Genomic DNA, 24,081 nt, shown 5'->3' with positions numbered 1-24,081 from the left:
AGGAATGTCCTGTTTTTTTGGTGGTTTAGATGAGTAATTGGCGAGATAAACGCCGGCCACAATGATAAAAATACCTGCTGAAAATATGCGCAAGGCGCCCACCTCGGTAGCATTAAAACTCATTAACCCCTTTTTAATCAAAATGAAGGAGCTTCCCTATACAACTATACAAGGGAGAGAATTATCGATAAAAACCATGCTAACAAGGGATGACTACCGGCTGCTTTCGAATGCCCGGTCATTCGGCAAAGGAATAAGCGTTTTGAAATTTTAAGGCGATTTCATCCAAGGTATCCAGGATCAATGAGTAGTTGTCGCATTCCACCAGTCTGGTGCGGTATGGCTTAAAATTGGGTATGCCCCGGAAATAATTGGTATAGTGCCTTCGCATTTCAAATATTCCCTTGCGCTCCCCTTTCCATTGCACAGAAAAGTCCAGGTGCTTTTTGGTCACCTGTACACGCTCTTCAATACCGGGTTCGGCTAATTTTTCTCCTGTTTTGAAATAATGTTTAATCTGATCAAAAATCCATGGATTGCCAATAGCCCCCCGGCCAATCATGATCCCGTCCACACCGTATTTGTTTTTATACTCCAGGGCCTTTTCGGGCGAATCAACATCACCATTGCCGAAAATCGGAATGTGGATGTCGGGGTGGTTCTTCACTTCCGCAATGAAATGCCAGTCGGCCTCCCCTTTGTACATCTGCTTTCTGGTACGCCCATGAATAGTGAGGGCCTGTATGCCTGCATCCTGAAGTCTTTTGGCTACTTCGACGATTTTAATCGTATTTTCGTCCCACCCAAGCCTGGTTTTAACCGTAACCGGCAGATCGACCCTTTCTACGATTTCTTTGGTCATCGTCTGCATTTTGGGAAGGTCGAGCAAGATTCCTGCCCCTGCCCCCTTGCAGGCTACTTTTTTAACCGGACAGCCGTAATTAATATCTATTAGCTCAGGACTGGCTTTTTCTGCGATGGCCGCTGCTTCCCGCATGGATTCGATTTTATCACCGAATATCTGAATTCCTATGGGGCGTTCGTAATCATAAATATCCAGCTTCTGGACACTTTTAGCTGCGTCCCTGATCAAACCCTCAGCCGAAATGAATTCAGTATACATTATATCAGCCCCGTTTTCCTTACAAACCGCACGAAAAGGGGGATCGCTGACGTCCTCCATAGGAGCCAGTAAAAGGGGGAAATCACCAATACTATGATCACCGATTTTTACCATTGAAATTATCCTTTCCTGTCAAATATCTTCGTTAATACAGGCCCGCTTTCTGCTATTTAGTTCCAAAATTCAAAATTTGCTGTAAATTTAAGGCAAATATGGACAAATTCGAACATAATATTTATCTATCTGAAGGCCGGAACCCGGTAATTTCGTTAATTGTGATTTTACTTCTGGCATTTTCAGGTTTCCAGGCGATTGGTCCCATCATAGGCGTTCTGCTGACCCTGCCGTTTTTTGATTTTGATATTATGCATGCCATCGATGTTTTGTCTGACCCGGTGGGGCATGAAGAAGCGAAGACGCCAATTTTTATTATTCAGGGTTTGGCATCGGCATTCGGGTTCATTGTAATTCCCATAATTTATCTGAGGTTTGTTGTGAGAAAACCGCTTCGTATGTTTTTCAATAACCTGTCTTTAAGGTCATGGCCGATTTTTCTTTTGACATTCATTGTGTTATCATTCATGTTTGTAAACAGCATTTTTATCGAATGGAACGCAAACTTTAAGTTTCCCGAGTCCATGGCGGCTCTGGAAAACACCTTAAAATCGTTAGAGGAGGCGGCAAAGGTGCAAACGGAATTTCTTACTGCCTTTAATAGTTTCCAGCAGTTTTTTCTGGCTTTTCTGGTCATTGCCGTGATTCCTGCCATTGGTGAGGAACTTTTGTTCAGGGGCTTTGTGCAAAACCTGCTTAAAAGCATTACCGGCAATATCCATATAGCGGTTTGGGCAGCTGGTTTTTTGTTCAGCGCCTTTCACCTGCAATTTTACGGGCTGGTGCCACGCATGCTGCTAGGCGTATTGTTCGGATACCTTTATTATTGGTCTGGCAGCCTCAGCACTGCGATGCTGGCGCATTTCATCAATAATGGGTTTACCATCATTATGATGTACCTGTACCAGCAAAATGTCACAGACCTTGATGTTGAAACAGAAGAATCCTTGCCGGCCACCTTTTTACTAATACTTTTTGTCTTATTTTTGGGACTAATCTATTTCTATCGCAACTTTTTTCTCAAAAATAAGACCGTTGGATGAAGGATTGGCAGAAGGTTTATAGTACTGAAAAGATATATCGAGCGGAAATTGTAAAAGATATGTTGGTTAACCACAACATTATGGCTGTGGTGATCGACAAAAAAGATACCGCCTATCAGTTTGGACATTATGAGGTACATGTAAAAACGGATGATGTACTGTGGGCTATAAAATTGATTGAGAATGATATTCAATTTGAGTAAGTACAATAACCTCACACAACGAATCATCACCGCCTTTTTGGGAGCCATCCTGATTGTTACCAGTATAGTACTTAGTGAATGGGCATTCTTTACGGTGTTTTTTGTGATTTGTCTTTTTACTCAACTGGAATTTTATAAGTTGGTTGGGCTCGACGGTATGCTGCCCCTCAAATTTTGGGGAACCTTTTGCGGGTTGGTTATTTATTCATTAATATTCCTCATTGAAAAGCAAATTCTCAGTGTAGACTTTTATTTTTTTATATTCCCCGTAAGTTCCAGTATTTTTTTTGTAAAACTCTATAAAAAAACCGATAAAAAGCCATTTACCAATATTGCCTTTACCTTTTTAGGGATCATCTATGTAGCTATTCCAATTTCATTAATGAACATTTTGGCCTTCACAAGGGGGGAATACAGTTGGCAGATTATCATCGGCACCTTGTTGCTGCATTGGGCCAGTGATACAGGGGCTTACTTTGCCGGTGTCAGGTTTGGTAAAACCAAGCTTTTCGAAAGGATTTCGCCAAAGAAGTCCTGGGAAGGTAGTATTGGTGGTGCCATTCTGGCTTGTGCCTTTGCTTATGGCCTCTCTCATTATTTCACAGATCTGCTTTGGCGAGAGTGGTTTATCATCGCGGGAATAAGTGTCATCGCCGGGACATATGGTGATTTAATCGAGTCACTTTTTAAACGCAGCATCCACATCAAAGACTCCGGCAGCAGCATTCCAGGCCATGGAGGTTTTCTGGATCGTTTTGACGGATTGTTATTATCCCTGCCTTTCATTGTTGCCTTTTTAATATTTTTTTAAAAAAAGTCCTGTTTTTCAAAAAAAATTATAAAGTTTGCGCTTTCATGCGTAATGTACTGTTTACTATATATTAAATGCCATTCATTGGGAATTCATCTCTAGTTTTATTCGTTAAGTGTAAAGGTAGAATTTGAAAAAATATTGTTAAGATTTTGGTTAAAAAAGCTAAAATTGCATAATGGTTAAAAAAGATTAGCAATCAGTTTCTGAACTTATTAGAAAGCAAAAAACATATGGGATATATTGAACCGGCTCCGATAAAGGATAAAGAGAATCCTTTCGAGTCAATGATGTCCAGGTTTCGAATTGCTGCGCAGGCGTTGGGTCTCGATGATGAGGTTTACAACGTTTTGAAATCGCCTGCCAAGCAAGTGGTAGTTTCTTTGCCTATTACAATGGATGACGGGTCCATTCAGGTATTTGAAGGTTACAGGGTGATCCACTCTAATATTTTGGGACCATCCAAAGGAGGGATCAGGTATGACCTGGGTGTAAGCCTGGATGAGGTGAAGGCGCTGGCGGCCTGGATGACCTGGAAATGTGCGGTGGTTGACATTCCCTATGGTGGGGCGAAAGGCGGCATAAAATGCAATCCCAGATCAATGTCAGCGGGGGAAATAGAGCGGTTAACCAGGGCATATACGGCGGCATTGGGTGAAATTTTTGGGCCTGACAGGGATATCCCTGCCCCGGATATGGGAACCGGCCCGCGTGAAATGGCCTGGCTCATGGATGAATTTTCACGTGCACGGGGTATGACCACCAATGCAGTGGTAACTGGAAAACCCATTGTGTTGGGAGGCTCGCTGGGCAGATCGGAAGCAACGGGCAGAGGCGTGATGGTATCGACCATGGCAGCCATGGAAAAGTTAAGGATTAATCCCTATCATGCCACCTGCGCGGTTCAGGGTTTTGGTAACGTGGGTTCTTTTGCCTCGCTGTTACTGGAAGAAAGAGGCGTGAAGATTGTGGCGATCAGTGATTTATCCGGTGCATATTATAATGAAAATGGCATTAACGTTAAGGAAGCGATTAACTTCAGGAATGAAAATGATGGTACCCTTGATGGGTTCAATGGTGCGGAAAGCATAGACGGACCGGATTTGCTGACGCTGGATGTCGACGTTCTGGTCCCTGCCGCCACAGAGGATGTCATCAACATGACTAACTCGGATAAAATCAAGGTCAAAATGATTGTGGAAGGTGCCAACGGGCCTACATCGGCCAAAGCAGATCAGGTGATCAATGATAAAGGGATCATGGTAGTTCCCGACATCCTGGCCAATGCAGGGGGTGTCACAGTATCTTATTTCGAATGGGTGCAGAATAGACTGGGTTACAAATGGACAGGAGAAAGGGTGAACAGGAGATCGGACAGAATCATGAAAGATGCCTTTGACCATGTTTACAAAGCATCGAAAGAATACAATGTGTCCATGAGAATCGCCGCCTACATCGTGGCCATTGACAAAGTAGCAAAAACATATAAGTGGCGTGGTGGTTATTAAGTTCCTAATGTCTTAACTTTGCACCTTAAAGTTTAAGAACCATTATGACTATCCACAAAGAGGGACGCACCATACTGTTTATTCTTTTGATACTACTTTTCGGTATCAACCTGTTGATTTACTGGCTAGCACCCGGTAACGCATTATTGCAAAACGGAATTATTACCGTGAGCATTGTGCTTTATTTACTGATTTTGCAATTCTTTCGAAGCCCGGAAATCAAGACCATCATTAATGATAAACATGTTATCGCCCCTGCTGATGGTAAAGTGGTGGTGATTGAAAATACTACCGAAGCGGAATATTTCAATGACCGGCGTAAGCAGATTTCAATTTTTATGTCACCGGTTAACGTTCACGTGAACCGTAGCCCTGTAGCCGGAGTGGTAAAGTTTTTTAAGTATCATGCTGGCAAATACCTGGTGGCCTGGCATCCAAAGTCAAGTACTGAAAATGAAAGAACAACCCTTGTAGTGGAAACAAATGACGGGTTGGAGGTAATGTTGCGCCAGATAGCGGGTGCTGTGGCCAGGAGGATTAAATGTTACGTGAAAGAAGGTGACAGGTTAGCCCAGGGAGGTGAATTCGGTTTTATCAAATTCGGATCCAGGGTGGATGTTTTTTTGCCGGTCGACGCCGAAATAAAGGTAAAAGTCAATGATAAGACCACGGCTGGTAAGACTGTGATTGCCGTATTAGAGTCAGTGTAGTTCGCTGAAAATTATTTCTTTGCTGGTTTTGTTAATTTTGATCATATGAAAGGGTTGCGTTAAAGCCAGGGTAACACCTCTACTGGAATCAGGATTGGTAACCCTCGATATCACCTGAATAACATTGTCAGCCTCTTTGATCTCCAATACTTCAATATTGAATCCACCTGAAATCCGCTCGCCCATAAATACTGCCACCACCATTGACTCATTAAAGTTAACAAAAGGCAGCTCATCAGGCGTCCATGTAACGGTTTCATCCCACAACTCCTTCCAGTCATTAATGTTGGTGATGACCACATTTTGGGGTGTATCCACACCTGAATAAAGGTCTTTTTCGATAGTCTCGAACGTCACCGACCTGTTTAAATCACTGTCAGAATTGTTGCAACCCGCCAGAAGCACTAATGCCAGAAAACCGAATGTAATTGACTTTATATTCATTATAACAAAGATATAAGATTAAATATGAAACTCAAATACAAGACACACATTCCGGTACTAAGGTTGTATGACCATCTGCGAAAGGGTAACATTTTATTAACGGATGGGATGTGTCGTTTGTGTCTTTATGATTTCCTTTTTTCATGGCGGCATAGCGCAAGCTAGACGTGGGTGTCGCACAACGTTTTCGACAAGACCCTTTGTGTCTTGGTGCCTTTGTGGTTCACCATTTTTCACCACGGAGGCACAAAGAGATCCGGTTTTTTAAGGATTATAGTTTTAATTCTATCAGCCGTATCAACTGGGTGAGGTATTCTTTATCTATTTCGTCAAAATCTGCTATCTGGTCACTATCTACATCCAGAACCAGGGCAACTGCCCCGTTTTTCAAGGCAGGTAAAACGATTTCGGATTTGGACTCGGCGCTACAGGCGATGTGGCCGGGAAATTCTTCAACATTTTCTACGATCAATATCTTTTTTTCTTCCCAGGACTTGCCGCATACCCCCTTGCCTTTGGCTATTCTGGTACAGGCAATAGGCCCCTGAAACGGCCCCAATACCAGTTCATGACCTTTCACCCTATAGAAACCCACCCAAAAATAATCCATACCATATTTCAGCGCCGAGGCTATGTTGGCCAGATTAGCGGTCAGATCATTTTCACCGGCCACCAGTGCCTCTATCTGTGGTAACAATGACCTGTATCTTTCTGCCTTATCATCCGATGTGGATATGATTAATTCTTCTGCCATGGTTAAATATAGATTTTAATGTTGTTTCTTCAAAGCGAACTATTCCTATTCGGAGGCGTATGGAGCAACGGCAACAGATTTCAGCAACAGTGTAGGGCATGTTAGCGAGTCGCAGGGGTGCAGGATTTTGGTTTTTTAGTCTTCAAAATGTTTGTAGGCTATTAGCTCATCTTCTCCGGACCGGGTTTTTTCTGTCATTTTGCAATCCTTCAGAGTAGGGGCGCTGATGCCGGTGCCAAAGGTGGCTTTTGATTCAAATACCCTGGCTTCGTCCCATAATCCCTCTGCGATCAGGCTTTGCAACAGGCTGCTGCCCCCCTCTATCATTACCGACATTATTTTTTTTTCAAACAAATCGTAAAACAGGGCCTCCGAAAAGTTTTCAGTGTTAAGTTTGATAAATTGTAAATTTTTTTCCTTGCGATTCTCCTGCAAATTATAACAAAGCGTTGGCTGGCTGTGGTCAAATAATAGCAATTTCCTGTCGAGTCTCAGGTTTTTGTCAACCACGATCCTTACCGGATTTTTGCCCGGCCAGTCCCTGGCATTTAACCGGGGGTTGTCATATTGTGCCGTATTGGTCCCCACCATCACAGCATCTTCTTCCGTTCGCCATTTGTGAACTATTTTACGCGAGAACTCATGGCTGATCCACTTGGATTCGAAGTTTTCCCTAGCTATGAATCGGTCAGCCGTCTGCGCCCATTTCAACAGGATGTAGGGTCTTTGCTTTTCATAAAAAGTGAAGAACCTTTTGTTTAATCGCCGGCCCTCCTGCTCCAGCAGATGGTTCTCCACCTTTATCCCTGCGGCTTCCATTTTCCGGATTCCCTCCCCTTTTACCAGGGGATTACTGTCTTTGTTACAGATTACCACACGGCCTACCCCTTCCTGCACGATACGGTCGGCGCAGGGGGGCGTTTTACCATGATGCGAGCAGGGTTCCAAGGTGACATAGAGGGTGCTTTCCGGTAGCAAAGCCTTGTTTTTCACCTGATTCAGGGCCAATACCTCGGCATGTGATTCACCATGACGCCGGTGCCATCCTTCGCCAATAATACGGTTATCGTGGACAATTACGCAACCTACCATTGGATTGGGACTGACATGGCCCAACCCCAGGGCCGCCAGTTCCAGGGCCCTTTGCATATATGTTTCATCCTTCTCCATCTAAAAAACATGTTACAAGAGTACTTTAACGAATAACTGCGCCATGGGATTTACCTTTTCCCGATAAACCTGTTCAACCCTTGATTTTAAGCTTTACGGCGACAAAATTAAGAATAAATCAGGAATTCCATTAATTTTGAATTCAGCGCGATGGATAAAACACAGCACATTCATATGTATCCCAGGGCTTTGCGTCAGTGGATAATACAAAGTCTGAGCTTTGTAGCAGACGTTAATGAACGCGACAGCTTTTCATACATGATTATGGACCATTATTTTGATATTGACAGCATGGGGCTGGCGATGAATGAGTCCCGGGAAATTTCCCCTGCCGAACGGGATAACATCAAGGGGGTTATCCGGCGGCTTAAGGATAATGAGCCGATTCAATACATCTTCGAAGAAGCAGATTTTTATGGAAGAAAATTTCATGTTAATTCCAATGTGCTGATTCCCAGACAGGAAACGGAATTGCTGGTTGACAGGATTATCAAAGAAAATCAGGGTGGGAAACCCTATATCCTCGATATAGGTACTGGCAGTGGTTGTATAGCGGTTAGTTTGAAAATAGCATTGAAAGATGCCTCTGTCACAGGCATGGATGTTTCCGAGGATGCACTTTATTGCGCAAAGAGCAATGCAGCCAGGTACCACGCAGGCATTCATTGGGATAAATCCGATATTTTGCTTGACGACTTACCGGCTTTTTCCTGTGACATCATTGTGAGTAACCCGCCTTACGTACGCGAATGTGAGAAAGCCCTGATGATGAAAAATGTACTTGATTATGAACCCCATTCAGCCCTGTTTGTAAGCGATCGCGATCCGCTGGTTTTTTATTTTGCAATAGCTAAAAAAGGATTTCAAGCACTTAGGACAGGGGGTAGAATCTACCTGGAGATCAATGAAGCTTTTGGCCGTGAGGTTATGAATGTGCTGGAAAGTGAAGGCTTTGTGCAGATTCAGGTATTGAAAGATCTACAATCGAAAGACCGTATTGTAAAAGGTGTTAAAAGGTGACTTCAGGCAAATACAGCCTTGAGCTTTTCATTAACAACCGACATTTCCTTGATTAAGGCGTTGTTTTGCAGGGCTGTAACAGGATTAAAAACGAACCAGACCCCCAGGAATCCATCTATATCGAAGTGGTTACAAGTAACGTACTTGTATTGCGTCTGAGGGAGGTTTTTTTCAATAGCATGCATAGTTATCTGGGCGCTGGTGTCGTCATGAATGTCTGTCACTTTGGGAGCTCCCCGCCAGTGCGAAAGGTTGAAAGCATTTTTAGCGAAGCAATCTATGGCCAGGACCTCGTCATAGCTGGTTGATACTGCAAAAGGAAGGAATTGTTTCATGTTTGGCATGTGATTATAAGTAAGAAACAGGGTTATCCATAACCCCGTTTCTCTTGCGAACTAAAATTTTAAAGATAAAGCCATCAAAAAATTGGTGCCCGCCTGTGAGGAAGTAGGACTTCAGATCGGAAGAGGCCCTGTCGATGAAGCCGTCGGAGCTTATTCTTGAGAGTCTCGCATCAAAGGTAAAGCGGTTATTGATCAGTCCGGTGCCTGCCATCACCGTATGCTTACGGGTATTAAACGACCCGAAAGAATTGTCTATGGCACCATAAGAATCGGGGTTGTAAGTCGTGGTTTGCACATTGAGCGAAGCTCCGAAAGCGCCTGAACCATTAGTGGAAGTGCCTACTCCCCGTTGAATCTGAATATTATCCACAGAGGAGGCAAAATCGGGAAGGTTTACCCAGAAGGTGCCTTGTGACTCCGCATCGTTGTAGGGAATGCCATTGATAGTCACATTGATTCGTGTCGGATCGCTTCCTCTGATCCTTATGCCGGTATACCCGATTCCCGCACCTGCATCGGAGGTGACAACCACGGAAGGGGTGTGATTGAGCAGGAAGGGAATATCCTGTCCGAGGTTCTGTTTTTGGATATCTTCTTTATCCACATTGGTAAAAGTAACAGGCGTTTTGTCCGAAGCACGTGTGGCGGTCACAATTACCTCGTCGGTAAGGACCACCTGAGGCTTCAGACGGATCTCCAAAGATACATCCCGATTCAGCGAAACAGGCTGCTGATAGGTGTTGTACCCTACGAAAGAAACATTTAGCTGGTAGTTTCCCGGCCTTACTCCGGTAATTTGAAAATCCCCTTCTGCCTTGGAAACAGCCGCTTTATTAGTGGCTTCAAGCCAAATATTGGCTCCGGAAAGCCCCTGCCCCCGGTCGTCGAGTATCTGACCGGTAATGTTAAATTGGGCACAAGAAATTATCTGCCATCCCAGGCCCAAAATTACTGATAAAACAAACTTTTTCATGTAGTTTTTTAATTGAGTGAAACATACTTTAAGGCAGAACAACCTGTTAGAGCAGTTTACCTTTCCCTACGCCGGCATTATCCGGATCAGGTGATTCCCCGTTTTGACCGGAGAATGATTGGGTATAATCTCAGCCGTGGTTGGCACCCCTTAAAAAACCATTAAATTTTGACAGGAATGAATACCATGCGTACGGTTTGCGAAAAACATACTTACCTTCGCCAGCATTACCCGGATCAGGTTATAGGGTATAATCTCAGCCGTTGTTACAATCAGGCACCCCTGTACATCAGGGCAAATGTAGAAAATTTATTTTTTATCGCAAATTGTTCACGGCATTGACCGCCTTACTAAAACGCTCGGTACCATTTCCGTTTATGACCTGAAATGGGATTTTCAGGTCGGTAAGTTCGTTTTTGTACTGTTCGAAAAAGTAATCTCTCAAATCTGGGTGTTCCCGAAGGGGATCTGCGGTCCATGGTAAATCAACATCACATAACATATGCAGGTGATATTTCCGGGAGTCCATCTCGTTTAATATCCAGGGATGACAATCCTTATACTTGTGCTCACTCCAGATTTTGATCACCAGGAGATTGGTATCGCAAAATAACAGGTTTTTACTTTTACCGGCCAGCCGGTCTTCCAGTGTGGTTTGCCCCTTTGCAATTTCCAGCAAATCGGATGGCTCATACTTTCCAGCGGTACGGTCGAGGTATTCACGGGCATATTCCGGCACCCAATGTGTGTCGAAATGTGCCGCCAACTTTTGGGCCAGCGTGGTTTTACCCGTAGACTCGGGGCCTACAATGGCTACTTTGATCAGGCTGCCTGCTGTTGTGTTTCCAGTGACTTTTTCCATGATAAATATCCTAACACAGCCAATACTATGTAAACCATGTACAAAACGGCATAAAAATACAATGCCTTGTAAAAATAAATGCCCGTTGCGAGGATATCTACTACCAACCAGTAATACCAGCTCTCTATTTTCTTTTTGGCGGTTAACCACATTCCCGTGACGCTTAGTATTGAAGTGACGGAATCCCAATAGGGCAGGGCTGCCGGCGGCAAACCGGAGATGTAATCCGGTAAATGTTCCAATAAATAGCCAAAAATATAAACCCCAACCAGCATAGGTATCAATATGAGGAGCATTTCTTTGGGAGAACTGGTTGACACAGCAAGTTCCTCATCGTCATCCTCATTTTTTCCATAGCGTCAATAGTACCATCCGTAGCCGTTTAATATCAAATATAAAATATGTAACAACAGGTCCCCGAAAAGCCTGGCCTTCCAAAAGACCACCAATGAAACCAACACGTAGGCAATACCACTTGGCCAGGTCCAAATATTTTCTTTGATCAAAAACCAAACAGCCAAAAGGCCGAAAATCAGTCCTAATATCCCCCAAACATCCAATGAGGAGGCGGTATCTGCAATCTGTTCGATGAAATCTGACATTGGCAGCTATTAGGTTGTGTGGTATGCTGCAAGGATATCCAAATAATAAAAACCGGCTAATATAAAATGGGTTATCCTGATCAGGGTTTCCTTAAAGGGCTTATCCGGCTTTGGCTGCCTGTCCTTACCATGTTTTCCGGTAATTTGTTGAGTGTATAGCTACTTGCATATTTCCAGATTACCCTGACGGCATTATCTTCTTTTTCAAAGGTGATGAATAGTTTCATAGCAGCCACAGCGCTCAACCCTTTTAAGCGTAAAATGGAATATTTACTTTGATCACCAAGCCAATTATCCAGGGTGTTGTTGATGTTTCTTTCGAAAATCCTTTCCACCAAGGCGTCGTTAATCTCATTCACAGACACCAGCATCTGGCCGCTGTCTTCGAAATTCAGCACCTTTCTCAGGGCCTGGCTGTTATGCCTGATAGGGATCATGTTTATGTTCTGGGAGATAAATTGTAAAGACCGGTTTAGCTCCTTTTTAGACTTGGTATATTGGCCGGTAGTATCAAAAGGAAGAGGCTCTAGTTGAAATTTCTGCCGGCGCATATGGTTAACCTGATCGAAAAGTTTTTTGTCGGCAAAATAGCTGCTGACGATCATATTTGCTTTATCTTCCTGTAAAATCGCCGGCATCTGGTCGATCCAGGACTGGGCAGTAGCCCGGCCATACACAAAAAGGTATAGTAAGAAAATGCAGCTTGTAATTCTCATCAGTTAACAAATCCGGTATTTCCAGTGACGTTAAAACCTGCGTAAAGTCTTTGCACCCCGCTACCGGACAAAAATTTTCAGAGAGCAAAAAAACAGCAAATTTCCCTGGCAACTGATTCGAAAATGCGTGTTACATATTGTATGTTAGTCATGAAAGCTTTTTTTTAAGATAGGCTAAGATATCCTTGCAAAACATGCCTAACATCGTGGCACTAAAAATCAACAAAATCATCTCTATTGTTTCTGACATGTTTCAATTATCTGTTTGTTATATGCTATTCAAAGCCAGTGCCAGAAGTGGTTTTCTACAAAAAATCGCTGTTTTGGGCGATTTGAGATAACATTGACTCCCATTTCGGGAATGAAGGTTCAGGATGAGACAATTTTTTAATTTGAGAAATAATTCCCTTTTTGGGAAAATACAGGAATGGATTCAACGCAATGGGTTCTGCACTTTTTTAGGGAAAAAATGAAAGTTCAGGGGGTGAAAATTTAAGTTGGCTGTCAAAAATTACTTAAAGGGCTGATTGAAAGATTTTCAGGAACCCTGAAATAGAAAAAGCACCCGCTAAGGTGCTTTTACTTTTGATTTAAGATACGAGCTGTGATTATATTGTTTTTATGGTCTTATTTCCATTCTAATTTATACTGCCTTGAGTAAGCATAGGTGGCACCTATGGTTAAACAGAAGGTAAGAATAGTGGTTATTCCCATCATTACCTGCTTCTCAACAGAAGTATCGGACTGCAAGAACTGATAAGCTGAGGCAGTAGAATAAACGGTTAGCAGCATAAACATGATGGCTGCCAGCAATGTGATAGTTTTGCCGATGGAAGCAAATTTGAATCTTCGTTTGGCTATTTTCTGCTTCAGAATTTCTTTCAGGTCATTTCTTCTGATTTCCAACAGCTCCAACTCTTCTTCTTCGGCAGGGGTCATTTCCCTTCTGTTGGGAATATCTATGAGTGACTTATACCTGAAATCGATATTTTCGAGTTCCTTTTCTAATTCGACTTTAGTTTTCATTTTATGAGTGTTAATGTTAATGACTTCTGTTTTGTACTTGTACTGAACCAAAGCCCATGCCAGTTTTAGTGGAACTTTGAAAAACTGGTTAAACAAAGCATTTTAGGAGTTAAACAGGGCATTTTCCTTCTCAAATTGGGAAAAAAGTATCAAATTGGTTATCAAATACGGTCATTGATCCATCCTATTTCTTGAAAACCCCCACTGCCGGCAAATGACCACTGATGATTCTAAGCATATTACCTGAGAAGCAGCTTTTGACCTGAACCGGATGGCCGACTGTCTCAGGAACCCTGTTTTCATTTAACCAGGATGTAATCGAGCCTCCCGGGGCTATCCAAAAGATGTGTTAAAATGTTAAACAAGACCGGTTGTCTCACCCACCCGATAGTTAAGCCAGCCATCATATACCTGATAATAAAAGCAGATGTATTCTTCCCTGTAGATTTGTTCAAGGGCCTCCTCGACATTGGTGGATAACCTGACGCTTTTGAGACCATCAGTCCTGTTGCGTTTAAAGATGATTCGCTGTTGGGTTGGAAGCTTTCCGGAGAATTTGTTCTATGGTTTTTTCAAATTCTGCATAATGGATTTGAAGCGCTGCAAATCGGGGTTAAGCATTGATAAGATCACTGATATCGATTTTTTCAAGGTATTTTTCTATGCCTATGACACCCTGAAAAGTACTGACGAAAACAATTTTATTGTCAGTCAGTTGGAACCAGACCTCTGCGAAGAAACCACTAATGGAATAAAGGTTTATCCAGCATCCTGATTCTTTTCTGGTAGCAAGGTAGGTGCCGTTGTTTTTAATGTGAAAGCATTTGCCCTTATCTGATAAATTATTAAATGTTCTAAAATCCATGGTCTGTCGATATTTATATCCGGGTGATTGTCATTGACTCATATTTCCGCACAGGTAATCCGGTAAAATTTGGATGAGGTAAAATAAGTACCAGATGTCCGGAGATGCCTTAAAACTTGTGTTGAATGGTATGAGCATTTTCATTTTTTTCTTTTGATTCCGGTACCCCAAAACAGGTGCCAACTGAAAAAATGCAGTTTTTTGGCCTTTATGAGACGTTTTTGGGATTTCAGGGGTCGATAATTTGTTTCAAAATGGGAAAGTAATTCCCATAACAAAAACCTGGGGCCGGTAGGTCATAGCGTGGCTTCAGGTATGCTAAGATTCATCTATATTCGATTTTAAGACAGCCCTTTCAAAGAATGGCAGCTTCCGGTCAGCTACCTATAGGTAGCCGGTCATAGTCTGGTAATCATGGCATGACTTGAAGTCATACTATGACTTTAACGCCCTTGGTCTTACCGGTCCAAGGCGTAAGAAGGGCGCTGATTTAAGGGTGGTTTCCTTTAAAATTCAGGTATAAATGTCATGGTGCTCCATATTGGCAAGTGTGTAAGTTTCACAACACTACCCCGGTTTTGACAGGCAAAAATGGAAGTAGTATTTACAAAAGTATTTAAAACTTTACCTGGTGTTAGTTAAGTAAACAGTTGCACAAGCCTGAAAATACCTGTGCTTCCAGGAAGAAAACGGGTGTAATATTTTTGATAGTCGATAAGAAATTGCCACCCGGTATCAGCTTGTATTGTCATACATGATAGCTTGGATCCCCACTCCTCATGTCCCTGGATTTGTAATTTTTCGGCATTTCTTACTTTGGAAATGAAAGCGGGAAATGTGGTATACCGGATAAAAAAAATTTGTTGCACCTTGGAGCCATCGTTTTACAACAAAACAACTAAAAGGATGGATAACAGATCATACGTAGTAGCTTTTGTGAGGGTATATTCTTTTGAAATGGATCAGATGGTTAGGATCTACTTCAATTAATCGACCTCCGGATAGATATACAAGGTTTTAAAATAAAAAACCGCCCGAGGGCGGTTCGGTTTTTCTTTAACCGGAACACTTTCAGGGTTTTTACCGGATCGTAAGATCCCAGACCACATCGACCTCGGATGCACCCACATCAGATCCGGATGTATCCGTCTTTAGATTGTCCGGCTGGTGCTTTAAAACCACACGGAAAGTTCCGGAGCCCGCTCCGGCGGTAGTCCAGGAAGTGGATAATCCTACAGGGTTATCATTTTCGTCTTTATCGTTGTAGTTGAGGGGGTCTGACCGGTTATCATAGTTACCATCACCTTCCGGACTGTCAAACAGCGGATCCATAAAACTGAAGAAAAACATATGTTCGTCATCCTCATCTTCGATTTCCTCGGTAACATCTTCATCTTCAATTTCATTTCTGAGTTCAATCGTCATGGTGTATTCGGTGTTTGCATCTAAAGTGATAGCTCCGTCAGGCGCGAGATCCTGCGGACCTTCGCCATCAGGGTCAGAGGCGGTGGCCGTTATAGGCGCTGCGCCACCCACAGGTGTAAAAGTGAGGGTAACATCGGTAATAACTTCTTCAGGGTTTTCCACAGGTGGTTCGTCGTCATCATCGCACCCGGCGATCGTTAAGCAGAACAGAAGAAATCCGGCCAGGAGGGATAGGTAATTTAGCTTTTTCATTGGTTCAGTCAAGTTAATTTATTTGCAATTTGTTACAATATTATAATATACGCAACTGCGTTGCAAATATTATCTGAAAAATTCTTAAAATTTGTATTTGAAAGAAACTATAAAATTTCTTCCCAGGTCATCGGCAAAATATCTCAGGCGATCGGTGTAGTTCCTGAAGGATTGATCCAGCACATTTTTTATTTGCAGTGAGCCATACAGGTCCGGCACATTTTTAATCTGAAACCCCCAGGAGACATCCATTAAAAAGTACCCATCAGGTGGTGCTAAAAAATCAAAAACTTCGTCATTGCTTTCAAATAAATCAATATCACTTTCTTTGGCTTCCAGCAATTGGTTGACACTGATAACCCGGGGAGCCTGAAATTGCTCGAATGTATAGCCCAGGTCCAGTTCAAGACGGTTGTTGAGCAATAGCCCGAAACTGCCGGGAGAATAGTTCAACAAATAACCCAGGTTAATCGGAGGAAGCCCAACAAAGCTTTCGTCGTTACCAACATCTCTGGCCCACAGAATGCCGGCATTGAACGTAGAATTAAACTTTTCGTTGTGCCGGTAACTTCCGCTAAAATCCACACCAATCAGCAGGGCGTCGGTCTGATCATAGATAAAAAATGGGAAGGCCCCTCTTATATTTTGGGTAATTCCCGCAGGTTTGGTATAGATAAAGTTATGGATCAGGTTTATGTAACCAGTCACATCTGCTTGCCAATTTTGCTGGCTTATTTCATAGCTGCTCACCCATTTGATCCCCACTTCAGACGGTACCTCGCGATCCTGTTCGGTGAGAATCCTGTTGGCAGTCACTTCATTGTTCTCATTGATTTCGTAGCGCCATAGCCCATATTCAAAAGTTGACTGATGCCTGCCAAAACTGTACAACTCAGACACGTTAGGGGGCCTCCAGGCGGTGCCCATGTTGGTTCTGAATACATGCCCCTCTTTGACATCTTTTTTGAAGCCAATGGTAGCTGATAAATTTTGGTAGGAAAGGTCATTGGAAAACAAGTCGTTGTCGGCAGCCCTTCCACGGACAGAAATTCCTTGAAAATCATAACGCAGACCCAGTTCAACGGTATTTTTGTTGAAAGTTCTGGATTCGATTAAAAACACACCGAACCGGGTGTTGTTGTAATTGGGAATGAACGGAATCGTGTTGGTTCCGGGTAAATTGTTATTGTCCTGGTATACCCACTGGACACCGATGACGCCTTGCCAGAGATTCCATGCCGGGTGGTCCCATTCGACATCGAGACTATGGGAGAATAATTCCAGATCAATGGCCGGCCGGTCATTATTGGTACCCCTTCTGACGTCGAACTCCTGCCGTTGATTGACTTGAAAGCCATATTGGATCAGAAATGACTGGTTTTCTTTGTGCCATTCACCACTCAGTTTAAAAAGATCGTGAATAACCCTTTGTTTTGGTGAGTCGATATCATAAGAAAAATCGCCGGTATTCTGGGGAATTTCCGATTCGATGGCCCGGGCGAGGTCATTTAGGTTGCCAGTGAAGGAACCGCTCAAAATACCCAGTTCCTGATCAAAGTGGCTGTAAAAGCCTGTTAAATCAAAATGGCTGCTGTGATATTTAGCGCCGAGTGCCAGGCTTTTTTCCAGCTTGCCGGTATTGGTTAGTTGGTAGCCAGGCGCCTTTAAATCACCTTGCCTGATGAAAGAACCGCTGGCGAGGAAGGCGAGTTTATCATATCCCTTCTGTAACCTGAAGCTCCCCTCTCCTGAGCGTCCGTTACTTTTACCGACCAAATTAAGCGCTCCGCTCAACGGGCTGACCATTTCCATTTCGGGAGGATTGATCAGCAACACCCCTCCCAGTGCATCGGGTCCAAACCGTACGGTAGCGGCGCCCTTAATGATGCTGATATGCTCTGCCAGGGATGGGTCGATTTCCGGTGCATGCTCCTGCCCCCAGTTTTGAAATTCGTGCCTTATACCATTATTGACGATTAGTACGCGATTGCTGTGCAATCCATGAATGATGGGTTTTACAATGTTTTGCCCGGTTTTTAAAACAGATACACCGGTTATTCTGGCAGCCAGATCGCCCAGGCTTTCAGTTTGGTTATTTTCAAATACTTGTGTCGATAGTTTTGTGACCGTATTTGAATTTAAATCTCCTTCCAGCGCTTCTCCCTCTATAATCACACTCTCCAGCGCGACATCCTCCGGGGCCAGAAATACCTGGCTCAGCTCATGATGCGGGTCATGATGATGTGTTAAACGTTTGAAGCCCACATGCGAAAAGACGATGTCAAATTCTTTTTCGCATAAACCTGTAATGATGAACCTGCCGTTTTCATCTGCCACCGTACCCACGTTGGTGTCCTTTATTTGTATGGATGCAAATGATAATGGCTGATTAGTACTTAAATCATAGATTACTCCACTTACCTCGTAATTGCAGGAATCAGGTTTTTGGGCAATAGCATCCGAAACCGATACCAAAAAAAAAGCTATTCCGGGAAGCGTTTTACTCAGGGTTTTAATTAAAGGCTTCAACTTAGGCTTTATTAAAGCATTGTTTTTTGCAAATACAAATATATATCTTTTGCAACAGAGTTGCGAAAATTTAGTTCCTTTTGCTTTTAATTTTTTCTGTGTATTTTTCAACGGCCCGGATTTGCAGGTTTACGTAGCTCTGCGTTGAGTGCGCTTTGAGGTATCCAAAAGAATTCCGGCCCAAAATCATACGATTATCAATATTGAATATATGAATATTTTAGTTGCTCCGGACAAGTTTAAAGGCTCTTTGACAGCATCCGAGGTTTGCGAAGCGATTGAGGCAGGGGTAAAAAAGTTCAACAGCAAATTTCAGGTACGGCCGGTACCGCTTGCCGACGGAGGAGAAGGAACGTTATCGGTATTGGCTTCAAACATGGCTTTACAAAAAATGGTTGTCACAGTAGCCGACCCTTTATTTCGACCGGTCATGGCTGAATATTTAATGAGAGAAAATACTGCATTTATAGAGATGGCGGCGGCTTCGGGACTGGAATTGCTGACTTCCGCAGAGCGAAATTGCCTTTACACCACCACTTTGGGAACGGGTCAGTTGATTAAAGATGCCATCCAAAACGGTGCAACGGAAATTTATCTCTTTATAGGAGGCAGCGCCACCAATGATGCGGGCATTGGCATGGCTTCTGCGTTGGGTTACTCCTTTTTGGATGAACAGGGTGAACCGGTCGAGCCAATTGGTGAAAACCTGGTATTGATTGAGGATTTTTATCTGCAACAGCCGGGGATTGACTGGCAGGAAATTTCCTTTTATGTGGTATGTGATGTGGAAAACCGGTTATTTGGGCCTCGAGGTGCTGCCTGGGTTTATGCGGCCCAGAAAGGGGCCAATGAGGAGGCCATCAAGCTATTGGATGATGGCTTGATGAAATTTGGTAAGCTGATGCATAAAAAACTGGGCAGGGACATTGCCAGCGTAAAAGGAAGCGGCGCTGCGGGTGGATTGGGCGCAGGGGCCATGGCCTTCCTGAATGCCAGGAGGAAAAGCGGTATTCAAACAGTCATGGATATTGTTGGACTGGAAAATCTGGTCAAAGAGGCTGATTTAATAATCAGCGGCGAAGGAAAGTTCGACCGTCAAACCCTGGAAGGAAAAGTAGTGGCCGGTGTTGGAAGCCTCGCAGTCAAATATCATCGACCATTTGGCGTCATCTGTGGCATCAAAGATGACAGCCTTACTGATAAAGATCTTATAAAACTGGGCATATCAAAACTGTTAACCCTCAAAAAAGACGATATGCCCCTTGGCTATGCCTTACAAAACGCCCGTAATTTGCTGGTGGCAAGGAGCGAAGAATTGATAAGAAATTTATGCCCACATTCACTTTAAAGACAGGTAATTGAAAGGGTGGAAGGTCTGTAAAACTTTCAATTTCAACGTTTAATCCAGTTTAACGATATCGCTCCTTTTAAAAATCGGTTTCACATACAAGCCGAGCGTGGGTTCAGCATACAAAGACGGCGGTACACTAATATCCCCTAAATACAATTCTCCCCGTTGTGATCTGACGTTGCCTGCGACCAGCCCTTGTTTAGGCAGGGCCAGGGTTAGTGTAGCGGTGGCTTTGATGGCTGGTTCATAGATTCTACCTCCTGTAAGGTCTATTCCGGATGGGGTGTCAAGGGAAAGGACAGGGCTATTTTGCTGCAGGCACCATTCTATCATGGTTTTAGCGGTTCCCCGGGGGTCTCCGTTAAGGCTATACCCGATAATGCCATCGATAACAAGTCCCGGGTTGGTGATAGTATCCAGCTTTTCGACGGGTTCAACAGGCACCTCCATGTTTTTCAGGATGTCGAGCTGGTGACCGGGAATTTTGGTCATGTTGTGTGGGTCTGTGATGAATACTTTGATATCGAAACCCCAGCTAAACAATCTTCTGGCACAAACAAGCGCTCCGCCGCCGTTGCCTCCTGTGCCGGCCAGGATTACGACGGATTTGTTTTTTTTCTTTTTCCCCAAAAATCTTTTTTTGGCGAGCAGGGCCAGGTTTCTACCGGCGTTTTCCATCATTTGAATCAGCTCGATATGATATTTTTCTATCATTAACCGATCCACTTCAATCATTTGTTCAGTTGACAAATAGGGAATTTCCTTTTTATAAAGGGGAAATGTGTTCTTCTTGGTTTTAAGCGTTTCCATACAGGTAAAAGTTAGTATTACGTAATTTTTTTCCGGATCCGGAGATAATAAATTCAACTGTGTCGGCAAGTTCTCCGGGCGTTACCCAATTGAGAAAGTTTTCATCGGGCATGGCTTTTCTGTTAGCTGGTGTATCTACGATACTTGGTACAATCACCGTTGTGTCAATGTTATGCGCATGGTATTGGGCGTTCAGAATTTCTGCCAAGGAAAACAGCAAGGATTTGGAAAGACTGTAGGCCAATACATTTTTACCTTCCTGTGGGTTGATGGCCGGTCTCGAACCAATAAGAATAATTTGTCCACCGGTTTCCTGATCCCGCATTTTTTCGATAGCAGGTTTCACCAGATTAAAAGCAGTATGAAAATTCAAATCAATCATTCTGTTAATACTGTTCATGGTGGTCTCATCCAGACTGCCCATTGAAAAACCACCAACGGTCAATACCAGTAAGTCAATAGTTTCTGCCCTGGATAAATAATGCTCTACAAACCGTTTTGTTTCAACATCATTTGTTAAATCTATCTGTTGATAAGTTACTTTCGATTCTGCATCGTTTTCAGATTTGTCCCCCGGTCCAAGTGTGGCGGTGATGGTATAATCAATACTTTTTAGTTTATTTACTATGGCGGTGCCGACAGCCCCGACCCCTCCTGATACTATGGCATTTTTGTGCATCATAAAATGATTTAATCTTTATAAGTGTTACAATTGTGTTTGTTCCCGGACATATGGCATTTCAACACCGCAGACGATTTATGGCAGAAATTTTTATATACCTCTGCCGCCAGTAACATACCGGCCACAGGGCTTGCAAAGTAAATCCAGACATGTGTCCAGATGTTGGCAGGTAAGGCAGACGCAACGGTCCTTGCCGGGTTGATGCTCATACCTGAAAACGGCGCTTCGAAGGTAATGAAAATGGCAAGCCAGATACCGGCAAATACTCCTGTTAAAGAAGCAAACTTTTGATTATTGCTGGCAAACAGGATGGTCATAAACAAGGTAAAGGCCAGGAGTGCTTCCAGCAGCATTGCCCCGAACCAACCAAGCGGTCCGGGTATGGTTACCGCGTAGTTTACCGAGGCGCTGGAAGTGTATGAGTACAACAATATTTTGAACAGCAATACACCCAGGTAACCACCGATAAATTGAAACATGATATAAAAAAAGGCATCCTGATTACTGATTTTTTTTAACCGCAGAAAAGAAAGTGTTACCGCAGGATTTAAATGAGCACCGGACTTTTTTCCCCAGGGAGAATAAATAATGCCTATGGCGGTGAGGCCCATTGCCACGCCAATAAAAAGCCTTCTTAACATGGGACTGCCATCAAAACTTTGCCTCACCGGCCAATCCGGATGTTCAACGATGATGGTAAAAAGAACAGCCGAAATCATAAAAGTGCCCAGGCCCCAGGCTTCTATGAAATAAACAGGCCAGTTTTTTTTGAATGCTTTAATCATTTTGAAATAAACCTGCTGTAAAAATTACCCTGATTAGCTGGGCAACTGACCATGCCTGTTGGGAACAACCCTTGCCCATCTTAGGTTTGTCACCATCAAATATTTCTGAGATTCCAATGATGCAACCGTCCTTGTAGAAATGATCTTTTAATCCTAAGATGTGTGTTTCTACCTCATCTTTGGCCTTTTTGGAATAATTATTTGTTTTTAACAGGGCGAGGTAGTACTCACCCAACAAAAAGGGCCATACGGTTCCCTGGTGATAGGCTGTATCACGGCTCCACTGGTTGCCCTGGTAGGTGCCGATGAAATCACGACTTTGGGGGCTGAGTGATCTCAGCCCGTACCTGGTTAAAAGATGTTTTTTAACATGATTGATCACGGATTTGCTTTCCCTGGTATTCAAGAGGGGAAAAGGAAGACTGACGGCATAAATCTGATTAGGTCTAATGCTTGTGTCTGGCTCCGCCCCGCAGTATATCATGTCATTCAGATAACCTTTATCATTCAGAAATTCTTTCCTGAATGATTTTTTCACCTGTTGTGCCAGATTTGGTGTAATGGTATTTTTTTTGCCCAATTCATCGGAAAGCAAATCAAAGATCATTAACGCATTGTACCACAAAGCGTTAACCTCTACCGGGCAGCCATTTCGGGGGGTTACTACATAGTCACCTATCCGTGCATCCATCCAGGTTAACTGCGTGTCAGGCTTTCCGGCATACAACAGGCCGCTTTCAAGTACATGTATATCATACCTGGTTCCTTCCAGGTGATATTTAATAATTTCGGCCAGCCTGGGGTAGGCTTTTTTTATAAAACTCTTTTCCTCAAATTTCCGGTAGTATTCATAAATGGCAATAAATAACCACAGTGTTCCATCTACGGTATTATACTCCGGTGGTTCATCAGCATAATCGGGAAACCGGTTGGGGATCATTCCTTTATCCAGATAAGCTATGAAAGTGTTAATAATTGAGCTGGCGGCCTTTTTATTGTCGGTGGCGATGCACAGGCCCAGAACGGATATCATCGTATCACGGGCCCAATCTGAAAACCAGTGATACCCGGCAATGATCGAAGCACTATCGGTTGATTTTCTGTGTACGATAAACTGGTCCCCGGCATATATGAGATCCTGGACAAATTCATCTTTTATATCTTTTTGGCGGATAGATCGGATGTATTTTTCTTCCTGCTTTTTCAACTTCGCCGGGTCGTGTTCAAGGTACTCCTTGTCGGTGGTAAAAAGTAAATAAACATTTTCGCCGGCTTCGAGCTCCACATCCAGGTAACCTGTGCTGCAGGCATCTTCGGCAAAGTCCATCCCCCTGTACTGCTCTATCGCGTATTCAATATTTTTAAACCAGTATTTAGCATCGATAAAGTCCCCTTTGGAATATTTAAAATAGACCGGTATTTCTCCGTACCTGGGATAAATGACATGGGCCTTGCTATTTTTTTCAACATAAAAATCATATAGGGGGTTTTCAAAAAAAAGGCCATGGAAGTCCCTGTCCGAATACAAAGGATTTAACCGGAGCTTAAGCTGATCCCGGGAGGTATTTTGGTATTCGACAAGGGTTGTATTGGTGTTTTGTACCATGAATACGGTTTTTTCAATGCTGAGCTTGTCCACTTTGTATCGGAACATTGGAAAAGGTTTCCGGTCAAAACCGATCTGGTTTTGACAACCCTTAGGGTAAAATGTGTTGGGATATTGGTTGGTGGATAAGGAATAGCTTTTATCACCGTGCAAAACGGTTTCTTCTACCTTAGCCACGAGCACTCTTCGCTCAGTAGGCGGGTTCAGTGCAGCCACCAGCAGGCCGTGATACTTGCGGCTGTTCATTCCGATAATCGTGGAGGAGGCATATCCTCCCAACCCATTGGTATAAAGCCATTCTTTTCTGATATAAGCTTCCGGGTTTGCGTTTTTTTTGATTTTTATCATGCTAT

At 43.3% G+C, this 24,081-nt stretch carries 24 protein-coding genes, 2 pseudogenes and 1 riboswitch; of the genes and pseudogenes, 7 read left to right on the top strand and 19 right to left on the bottom strand.

Translation table 11 applies throughout. The annotated features are described in order from the left end of the window. Positions 1 to 60: 60 nt before the first annotated feature. Both AC04NP_RS16300 and dusB read right to left on the bottom strand, forming a co-directional pair. Positions 61 to 156, bottom strand: a pseudogene (locus AC04NP_RS16300) (EamA family transporter); the annotation flags it as partial. 82 nt (positions 157 to 238) lie between these two features. Then, complete coding sequence (dusB, locus tag AC04NP_RS16295; RefSeq protein ID WP_482860882.1) at positions 239 to 1,237, bottom strand: tRNA dihydrouridine synthase DusB; 999 nt, start codon at positions 1,235 to 1,237, stop codon at positions 239 to 241. Positions 1,238 to 1,335: 98 nt separating this feature from the next. On the opposite strand from dusB, the gene AC04NP_RS16290 reads away from it, so the two are divergent. The 5 genes from AC04NP_RS16290 to AC04NP_RS16270 all read left to right on the top strand — a co-directional run bounded on the left by AC04NP_RS16290 (position 1,336) and on the right by AC04NP_RS16270 (position 5,512). Then, entirely contained in the window at positions 1,336 to 2,280 is a 945-nt protein-coding gene (locus AC04NP_RS16290) for a CPBP family intramembrane glutamic endopeptidase (protein ID WP_482860880.1), read from the top strand. Beyond that, on the top strand, positions 2,277 to 2,483 hold the full coding sequence (locus AC04NP_RS16285; RefSeq protein ID WP_482860879.1) for a putative signal transducing protein: 207 nt from the start codon (positions 2,277 to 2,279) through the stop codon (positions 2,481 to 2,483). Before AC04NP_RS16290 ends, AC04NP_RS16285 begins: the two co-directional genes overlap by 4 nt. Then, positions 2,464 to 3,294 (top strand): phosphatidate cytidylyltransferase, encoded by an 831-nt coding sequence (locus AC04NP_RS16280; RefSeq protein WP_482860877.1) that lies wholly within the window; start codon positions 2,464 to 2,466, stop codon positions 3,292 to 3,294. Before AC04NP_RS16285 ends, AC04NP_RS16280 begins: the two co-directional genes overlap by 20 nt. 233 nt (positions 3,295 to 3,527) lie before the next feature. Beyond that, positions 3,528 to 4,802, top strand: coding sequence for a Glu/Leu/Phe/Val family dehydrogenase (locus AC04NP_RS16275; protein WP_482860876.1), 1,275 nt, complete (start codon positions 3,528 to 3,530; stop codon positions 4,800 to 4,802). Between the two features lie 44 nt (positions 4,803 to 4,846). Continuing rightward, a complete protein-coding gene (locus AC04NP_RS16270) occupies positions 4,847 to 5,512 on the top strand; it encodes a phosphatidylserine decarboxylase family protein (protein ID WP_482860875.1) in 666 nt (221 codons plus the stop codon). Here the strand turns inward: AC04NP_RS16270 and AC04NP_RS16265 are convergent. From AC04NP_RS16265 to ribD, 3 genes are all read right to left on the bottom strand, one after another. Next, a complete protein-coding gene (locus AC04NP_RS16265) occupies positions 5,504 to 5,956 on the bottom strand; it encodes a protease complex subunit PrcB family protein (RefSeq protein WP_482860873.1) in 453 nt (150 codons plus the stop codon). The two genes, AC04NP_RS16270 and AC04NP_RS16265, sit on opposite strands and share 9 nt — an antisense overlap. 271 nt (positions 5,957 to 6,227) lie before the next feature. Further along, positions 6,228 to 6,710 (bottom strand): GAF domain-containing protein, encoded by a 483-nt coding sequence (locus AC04NP_RS16260; protein WP_482860871.1) that lies wholly within the window; start codon positions 6,708 to 6,710, stop codon positions 6,228 to 6,230. A 135-nt stretch (positions 6,711 to 6,845) separates the two neighbouring features. Next, positions 6,846 to 7,880: a bifunctional diaminohydroxyphosphoribosylaminopyrimidine deaminase/5-amino-6-(5-phosphoribosylamino)uracil reductase RibD gene (gene ribD, locus AC04NP_RS16255; protein WP_482860870.1), complete on the bottom strand. Its 1,035-nt coding sequence runs from the start codon at positions 7,878 to 7,880 to the stop codon at positions 6,846 to 6,848. Between the two features lie 150 nt (positions 7,881 to 8,030). On the opposite strand from ribD, the gene prmC reads away from it, so the two are divergent. Continuing rightward, a complete protein-coding gene (prmC, locus tag AC04NP_RS16250; RefSeq protein ID WP_482860869.1) occupies positions 8,031 to 8,900 on the top strand; it encodes a peptide chain release factor N(5)-glutamine methyltransferase in 870 nt (289 codons plus the stop codon). 2 nt (positions 8,901 to 8,902) lie between these two features. Here the strand turns inward: prmC and AC04NP_RS16245 are convergent, their stop codons facing one another. The 10 genes and pseudogenes from AC04NP_RS16245 to AC04NP_RS16200 all read right to left on the bottom strand — a co-directional run bounded on the left by AC04NP_RS16245 (position 8,903) and on the right by AC04NP_RS16200 (position 18,494). Continuing rightward, entirely contained in the window at positions 8,903 to 9,235 is a 333-nt protein-coding gene (locus AC04NP_RS16245; protein WP_482860868.1) for a DUF6687 family protein, read from the bottom strand. A 13-nt stretch (positions 9,236 to 9,248) separates the two neighbouring features. Then, positions 9,249 to 10,217 carry a carboxypeptidase-like regulatory domain-containing protein gene (locus AC04NP_RS16240; RefSeq protein WP_482860867.1) on the bottom strand — a complete coding sequence of 323 codons (969 nt, stop codon included), beginning with the start codon at positions 10,215 to 10,217 and terminating at the stop codon, positions 9,249 to 9,251. A gap of 195 nt (positions 10,218 to 10,412) precedes the next feature. Continuing rightward, a riboswitch (TPP riboswitch) is annotated at positions 10,413 to 10,511 on the bottom strand. A 22-nt stretch (positions 10,512 to 10,533) separates the two neighbouring features. Next, entirely contained in the window at positions 10,534 to 11,079 is a 546-nt protein-coding gene (locus tag AC04NP_RS16235; RefSeq protein WP_482860866.1) for an AAA family ATPase, read from the bottom strand. Then, positions 11,040 to 11,681 (bottom strand): annotated as a pseudogene (gene pnuC, locus AC04NP_RS16230) (nicotinamide riboside transporter PnuC). The gene AC04NP_RS16235 and the pseudogene pnuC overlap by 40 nt, the downstream one beginning before the upstream one ends. Positions 11,682 to 11,761: 80 nt before the next feature. Continuing rightward, on the bottom strand, positions 11,762 to 12,397 hold the full coding sequence (locus AC04NP_RS16225) for a hypothetical protein (protein WP_482860865.1): 636 nt from the start codon (positions 12,395 to 12,397) through the stop codon (positions 11,762 to 11,764). 627 nt (positions 12,398 to 13,024) lie between these two features. Next, complete coding sequence (locus AC04NP_RS16220) at positions 13,025 to 13,423, bottom strand: hypothetical protein (RefSeq protein ID WP_482860864.1); 399 nt, start codon at positions 13,421 to 13,423, stop codon at positions 13,025 to 13,027. Positions 13,424 to 14,036: 613 nt separating this feature from the next. Then, complete coding sequence (locus AC04NP_RS16215) at positions 14,037 to 14,288, bottom strand: hypothetical protein (protein ID WP_482860863.1); 252 nt, start codon at positions 14,286 to 14,288, stop codon at positions 14,037 to 14,039. 638 nt (positions 14,289 to 14,926) lie between these two features. Next, positions 14,927 to 15,157, bottom strand: coding sequence for a hypothetical protein (locus AC04NP_RS16210; RefSeq protein ID WP_482860861.1), 231 nt, complete (start codon positions 15,155 to 15,157; stop codon positions 14,927 to 14,929). A gap of 211 nt (positions 15,158 to 15,368) precedes the next feature. Then, positions 15,369 to 15,965 carry a hypothetical protein gene (locus AC04NP_RS16205; protein ID WP_482860860.1) on the bottom strand — a complete coding sequence of 199 codons (597 nt, stop codon included), beginning with the start codon at positions 15,963 to 15,965 and terminating at the stop codon, positions 15,369 to 15,371. A gap of 84 nt (positions 15,966 to 16,049) precedes the next feature. Continuing rightward, positions 16,050 to 18,494, bottom strand: coding sequence for a TonB-dependent receptor (locus tag AC04NP_RS16200; RefSeq protein WP_482860859.1), 2,445 nt, complete (start codon positions 18,492 to 18,494; stop codon positions 16,050 to 16,052). Between the two features lie 211 nt (positions 18,495 to 18,705). Here AC04NP_RS16200 and AC04NP_RS16195 point away from each other — a divergent pair, with 211 nt between their 5' ends. Next, on the top strand, positions 18,706 to 19,842 hold the full coding sequence (locus AC04NP_RS16195) for a glycerate kinase family protein (RefSeq protein ID WP_482860858.1): 1,137 nt from the start codon (positions 18,706 to 18,708) through the stop codon (positions 19,840 to 19,842). Positions 19,843 to 19,893: 51 nt separating this feature from the next. On the opposite strand, the gene AC04NP_RS16190 is transcribed toward AC04NP_RS16195, so the two are convergent. From AC04NP_RS16190 to AC04NP_RS16175, 4 genes are read right to left on the bottom strand one after another with little or no spacing between them, the layout of a single operon-like run. Further along, a complete protein-coding gene (locus tag AC04NP_RS16190) occupies positions 19,894 to 20,655 on the bottom strand; it encodes an NAD(P)H-hydrate epimerase (protein ID WP_482860857.1) in 762 nt (253 codons plus the stop codon). Beyond that, complete coding sequence (locus AC04NP_RS16185; RefSeq protein WP_482860856.1) at positions 20,642 to 21,337, bottom strand: SDR family NAD(P)-dependent oxidoreductase; 696 nt, start codon at positions 21,335 to 21,337, stop codon at positions 20,642 to 20,644. Before AC04NP_RS16185 ends, AC04NP_RS16190 begins: the two co-directional genes overlap by 14 nt. An 8-nt stretch (positions 21,338 to 21,345) precedes the next feature. Next, positions 21,346 to 22,122 carry an MIP/aquaporin family protein gene (locus AC04NP_RS16180; RefSeq protein ID WP_482860855.1) on the bottom strand — a complete coding sequence of 259 codons (777 nt, stop codon included), beginning with the start codon at positions 22,120 to 22,122 and terminating at the stop codon, positions 21,346 to 21,348. After that, positions 22,115 to 24,076 carry an amylo-alpha-1,6-glucosidase gene (locus AC04NP_RS16175; RefSeq protein WP_482860854.1) on the bottom strand — a complete coding sequence of 654 codons (1,962 nt, stop codon included), beginning with the start codon at positions 24,074 to 24,076 and terminating at the stop codon, positions 22,115 to 22,117. The genes AC04NP_RS16180 and AC04NP_RS16175 overlap by 8 nt, the downstream gene beginning before the upstream one ends. Positions 24,077 to 24,081 lie beyond the last annotated feature (5 nt).

The sequence above is a fragment of the Agaribacillus sp. DX54 genome, assembly GCF_056858335.1.
Note: the sequence above shows the minus strand (reverse complement) of the source record. Positions and strands in the feature narration are given on the sequence as shown.

Coding starts and splice junctions, on each gene's coding strand:
- AC04NP_RS16180 (WP_482860855.1), bottom strand. CDS start 22,122: ATGATTAAAGCATTCAAAAAAAACTGGCCTGTTTATTTCATAGAAGCC.
- ribD (WP_482860870.1), bottom strand. CDS start 7,880: ATGGAGAAGGATGAAACATATATGCAAAGGGCCCTGGAACTGGCGGCC.
- AC04NP_RS16260 (WP_482860871.1), bottom strand. CDS start 6,710: ATGGCAGAAGAATTAATCATATCCACATCGGATGATAAGGCAGAAAGA.
- AC04NP_RS16235 (WP_482860866.1), bottom strand. CDS start 11,079: ATGGAAAAAGTCACTGGAAACACAACAGCAGGCAGCCTGATCAAAGTA.
- AC04NP_RS16185 (WP_482860856.1), bottom strand. CDS start 21,337: ATGATGCACAAAAATGCCATAGTATCAGGAGGGGTCGGGGCTGTCGGC.
- AC04NP_RS16195 (WP_482860858.1), top strand. CDS start 18,706: ATGAATATTTTAGTTGCTCCGGACAAGTTTAAAGGCTCTTTGACAGCA.
- AC04NP_RS16290 (WP_482860880.1), top strand. CDS start 1,336: ATGGACAAATTCGAACATAATATTTATCTATCTGAAGGCCGGAACCCG.
- AC04NP_RS16245 (WP_482860868.1), bottom strand. CDS start 9,235: ATGAAACAATTCCTTCCTTTTGCAGTATCAACCAGCTATGACGAGGTC.
- AC04NP_RS16215 (WP_482860863.1), bottom strand. CDS start 14,288: ATGGATTTTAGAACATTTAATAATTTATCAGATAAGGGCAAATGCTTT.
- AC04NP_RS16275 (WP_482860876.1), top strand. CDS start 3,528: ATGGGATATATTGAACCGGCTCCGATAAAGGATAAAGAGAATCCTTTC.
- prmC (WP_482860869.1), top strand. CDS start 8,031: ATGGATAAAACACAGCACATTCATATGTATCCCAGGGCTTTGCGTCAG.
- AC04NP_RS16190 (WP_482860857.1), bottom strand. CDS start 20,655: ATGGAAACGCTTAAAACCAAGAAGAACACATTTCCCCTTTATAAAAAG.
- AC04NP_RS16225 (WP_482860865.1), bottom strand. CDS start 12,397: ATGAGAATTACAAGCTGCATTTTCTTACTATACCTTTTTGTGTATGGC.
- AC04NP_RS16280 (WP_482860877.1), top strand. CDS start 2,464: ATGATATTCAATTTGAGTAAGTACAATAACCTCACACAACGAATCATC.
- AC04NP_RS16205 (WP_482860860.1), bottom strand. CDS start 15,965: ATGAAAAAGCTAAATTACCTATCCCTCCTGGCCGGATTTCTTCTGTTC.
- AC04NP_RS16270 (WP_482860875.1), top strand. CDS start 4,847: ATGACTATCCACAAAGAGGGACGCACCATACTGTTTATTCTTTTGATA.
- AC04NP_RS16265 (WP_482860873.1), bottom strand. CDS start 5,956: ATGAATATAAAGTCAATTACATTCGGTTTTCTGGCATTAGTGCTTCTG.
- AC04NP_RS16220 (WP_482860864.1), bottom strand. CDS start 13,423: ATGAAAACTAAAGTCGAATTAGAAAAGGAACTCGAAAATATCGATTTC.
- AC04NP_RS16175 (WP_482860854.1), bottom strand. CDS start 24,076: ATGATAAAAATCAAAAAAAACGCAAACCCGGAAGCTTATATCAGAAAA.
- AC04NP_RS16240 (WP_482860867.1), bottom strand. CDS start 10,217: ATGAAAAAGTTTGTTTTATCAGTAATTTTGGGCCTGGGATGGCAGATA.
- dusB (WP_482860882.1), bottom strand. CDS start 1,237: ATGGTAAAAATCGGTGATCATAGTATTGGTGATTTCCCCCTTTTACTG.
- AC04NP_RS16285 (WP_482860879.1), top strand. CDS start 2,277: ATGAAGGATTGGCAGAAGGTTTATAGTACTGAAAAGATATATCGAGCG.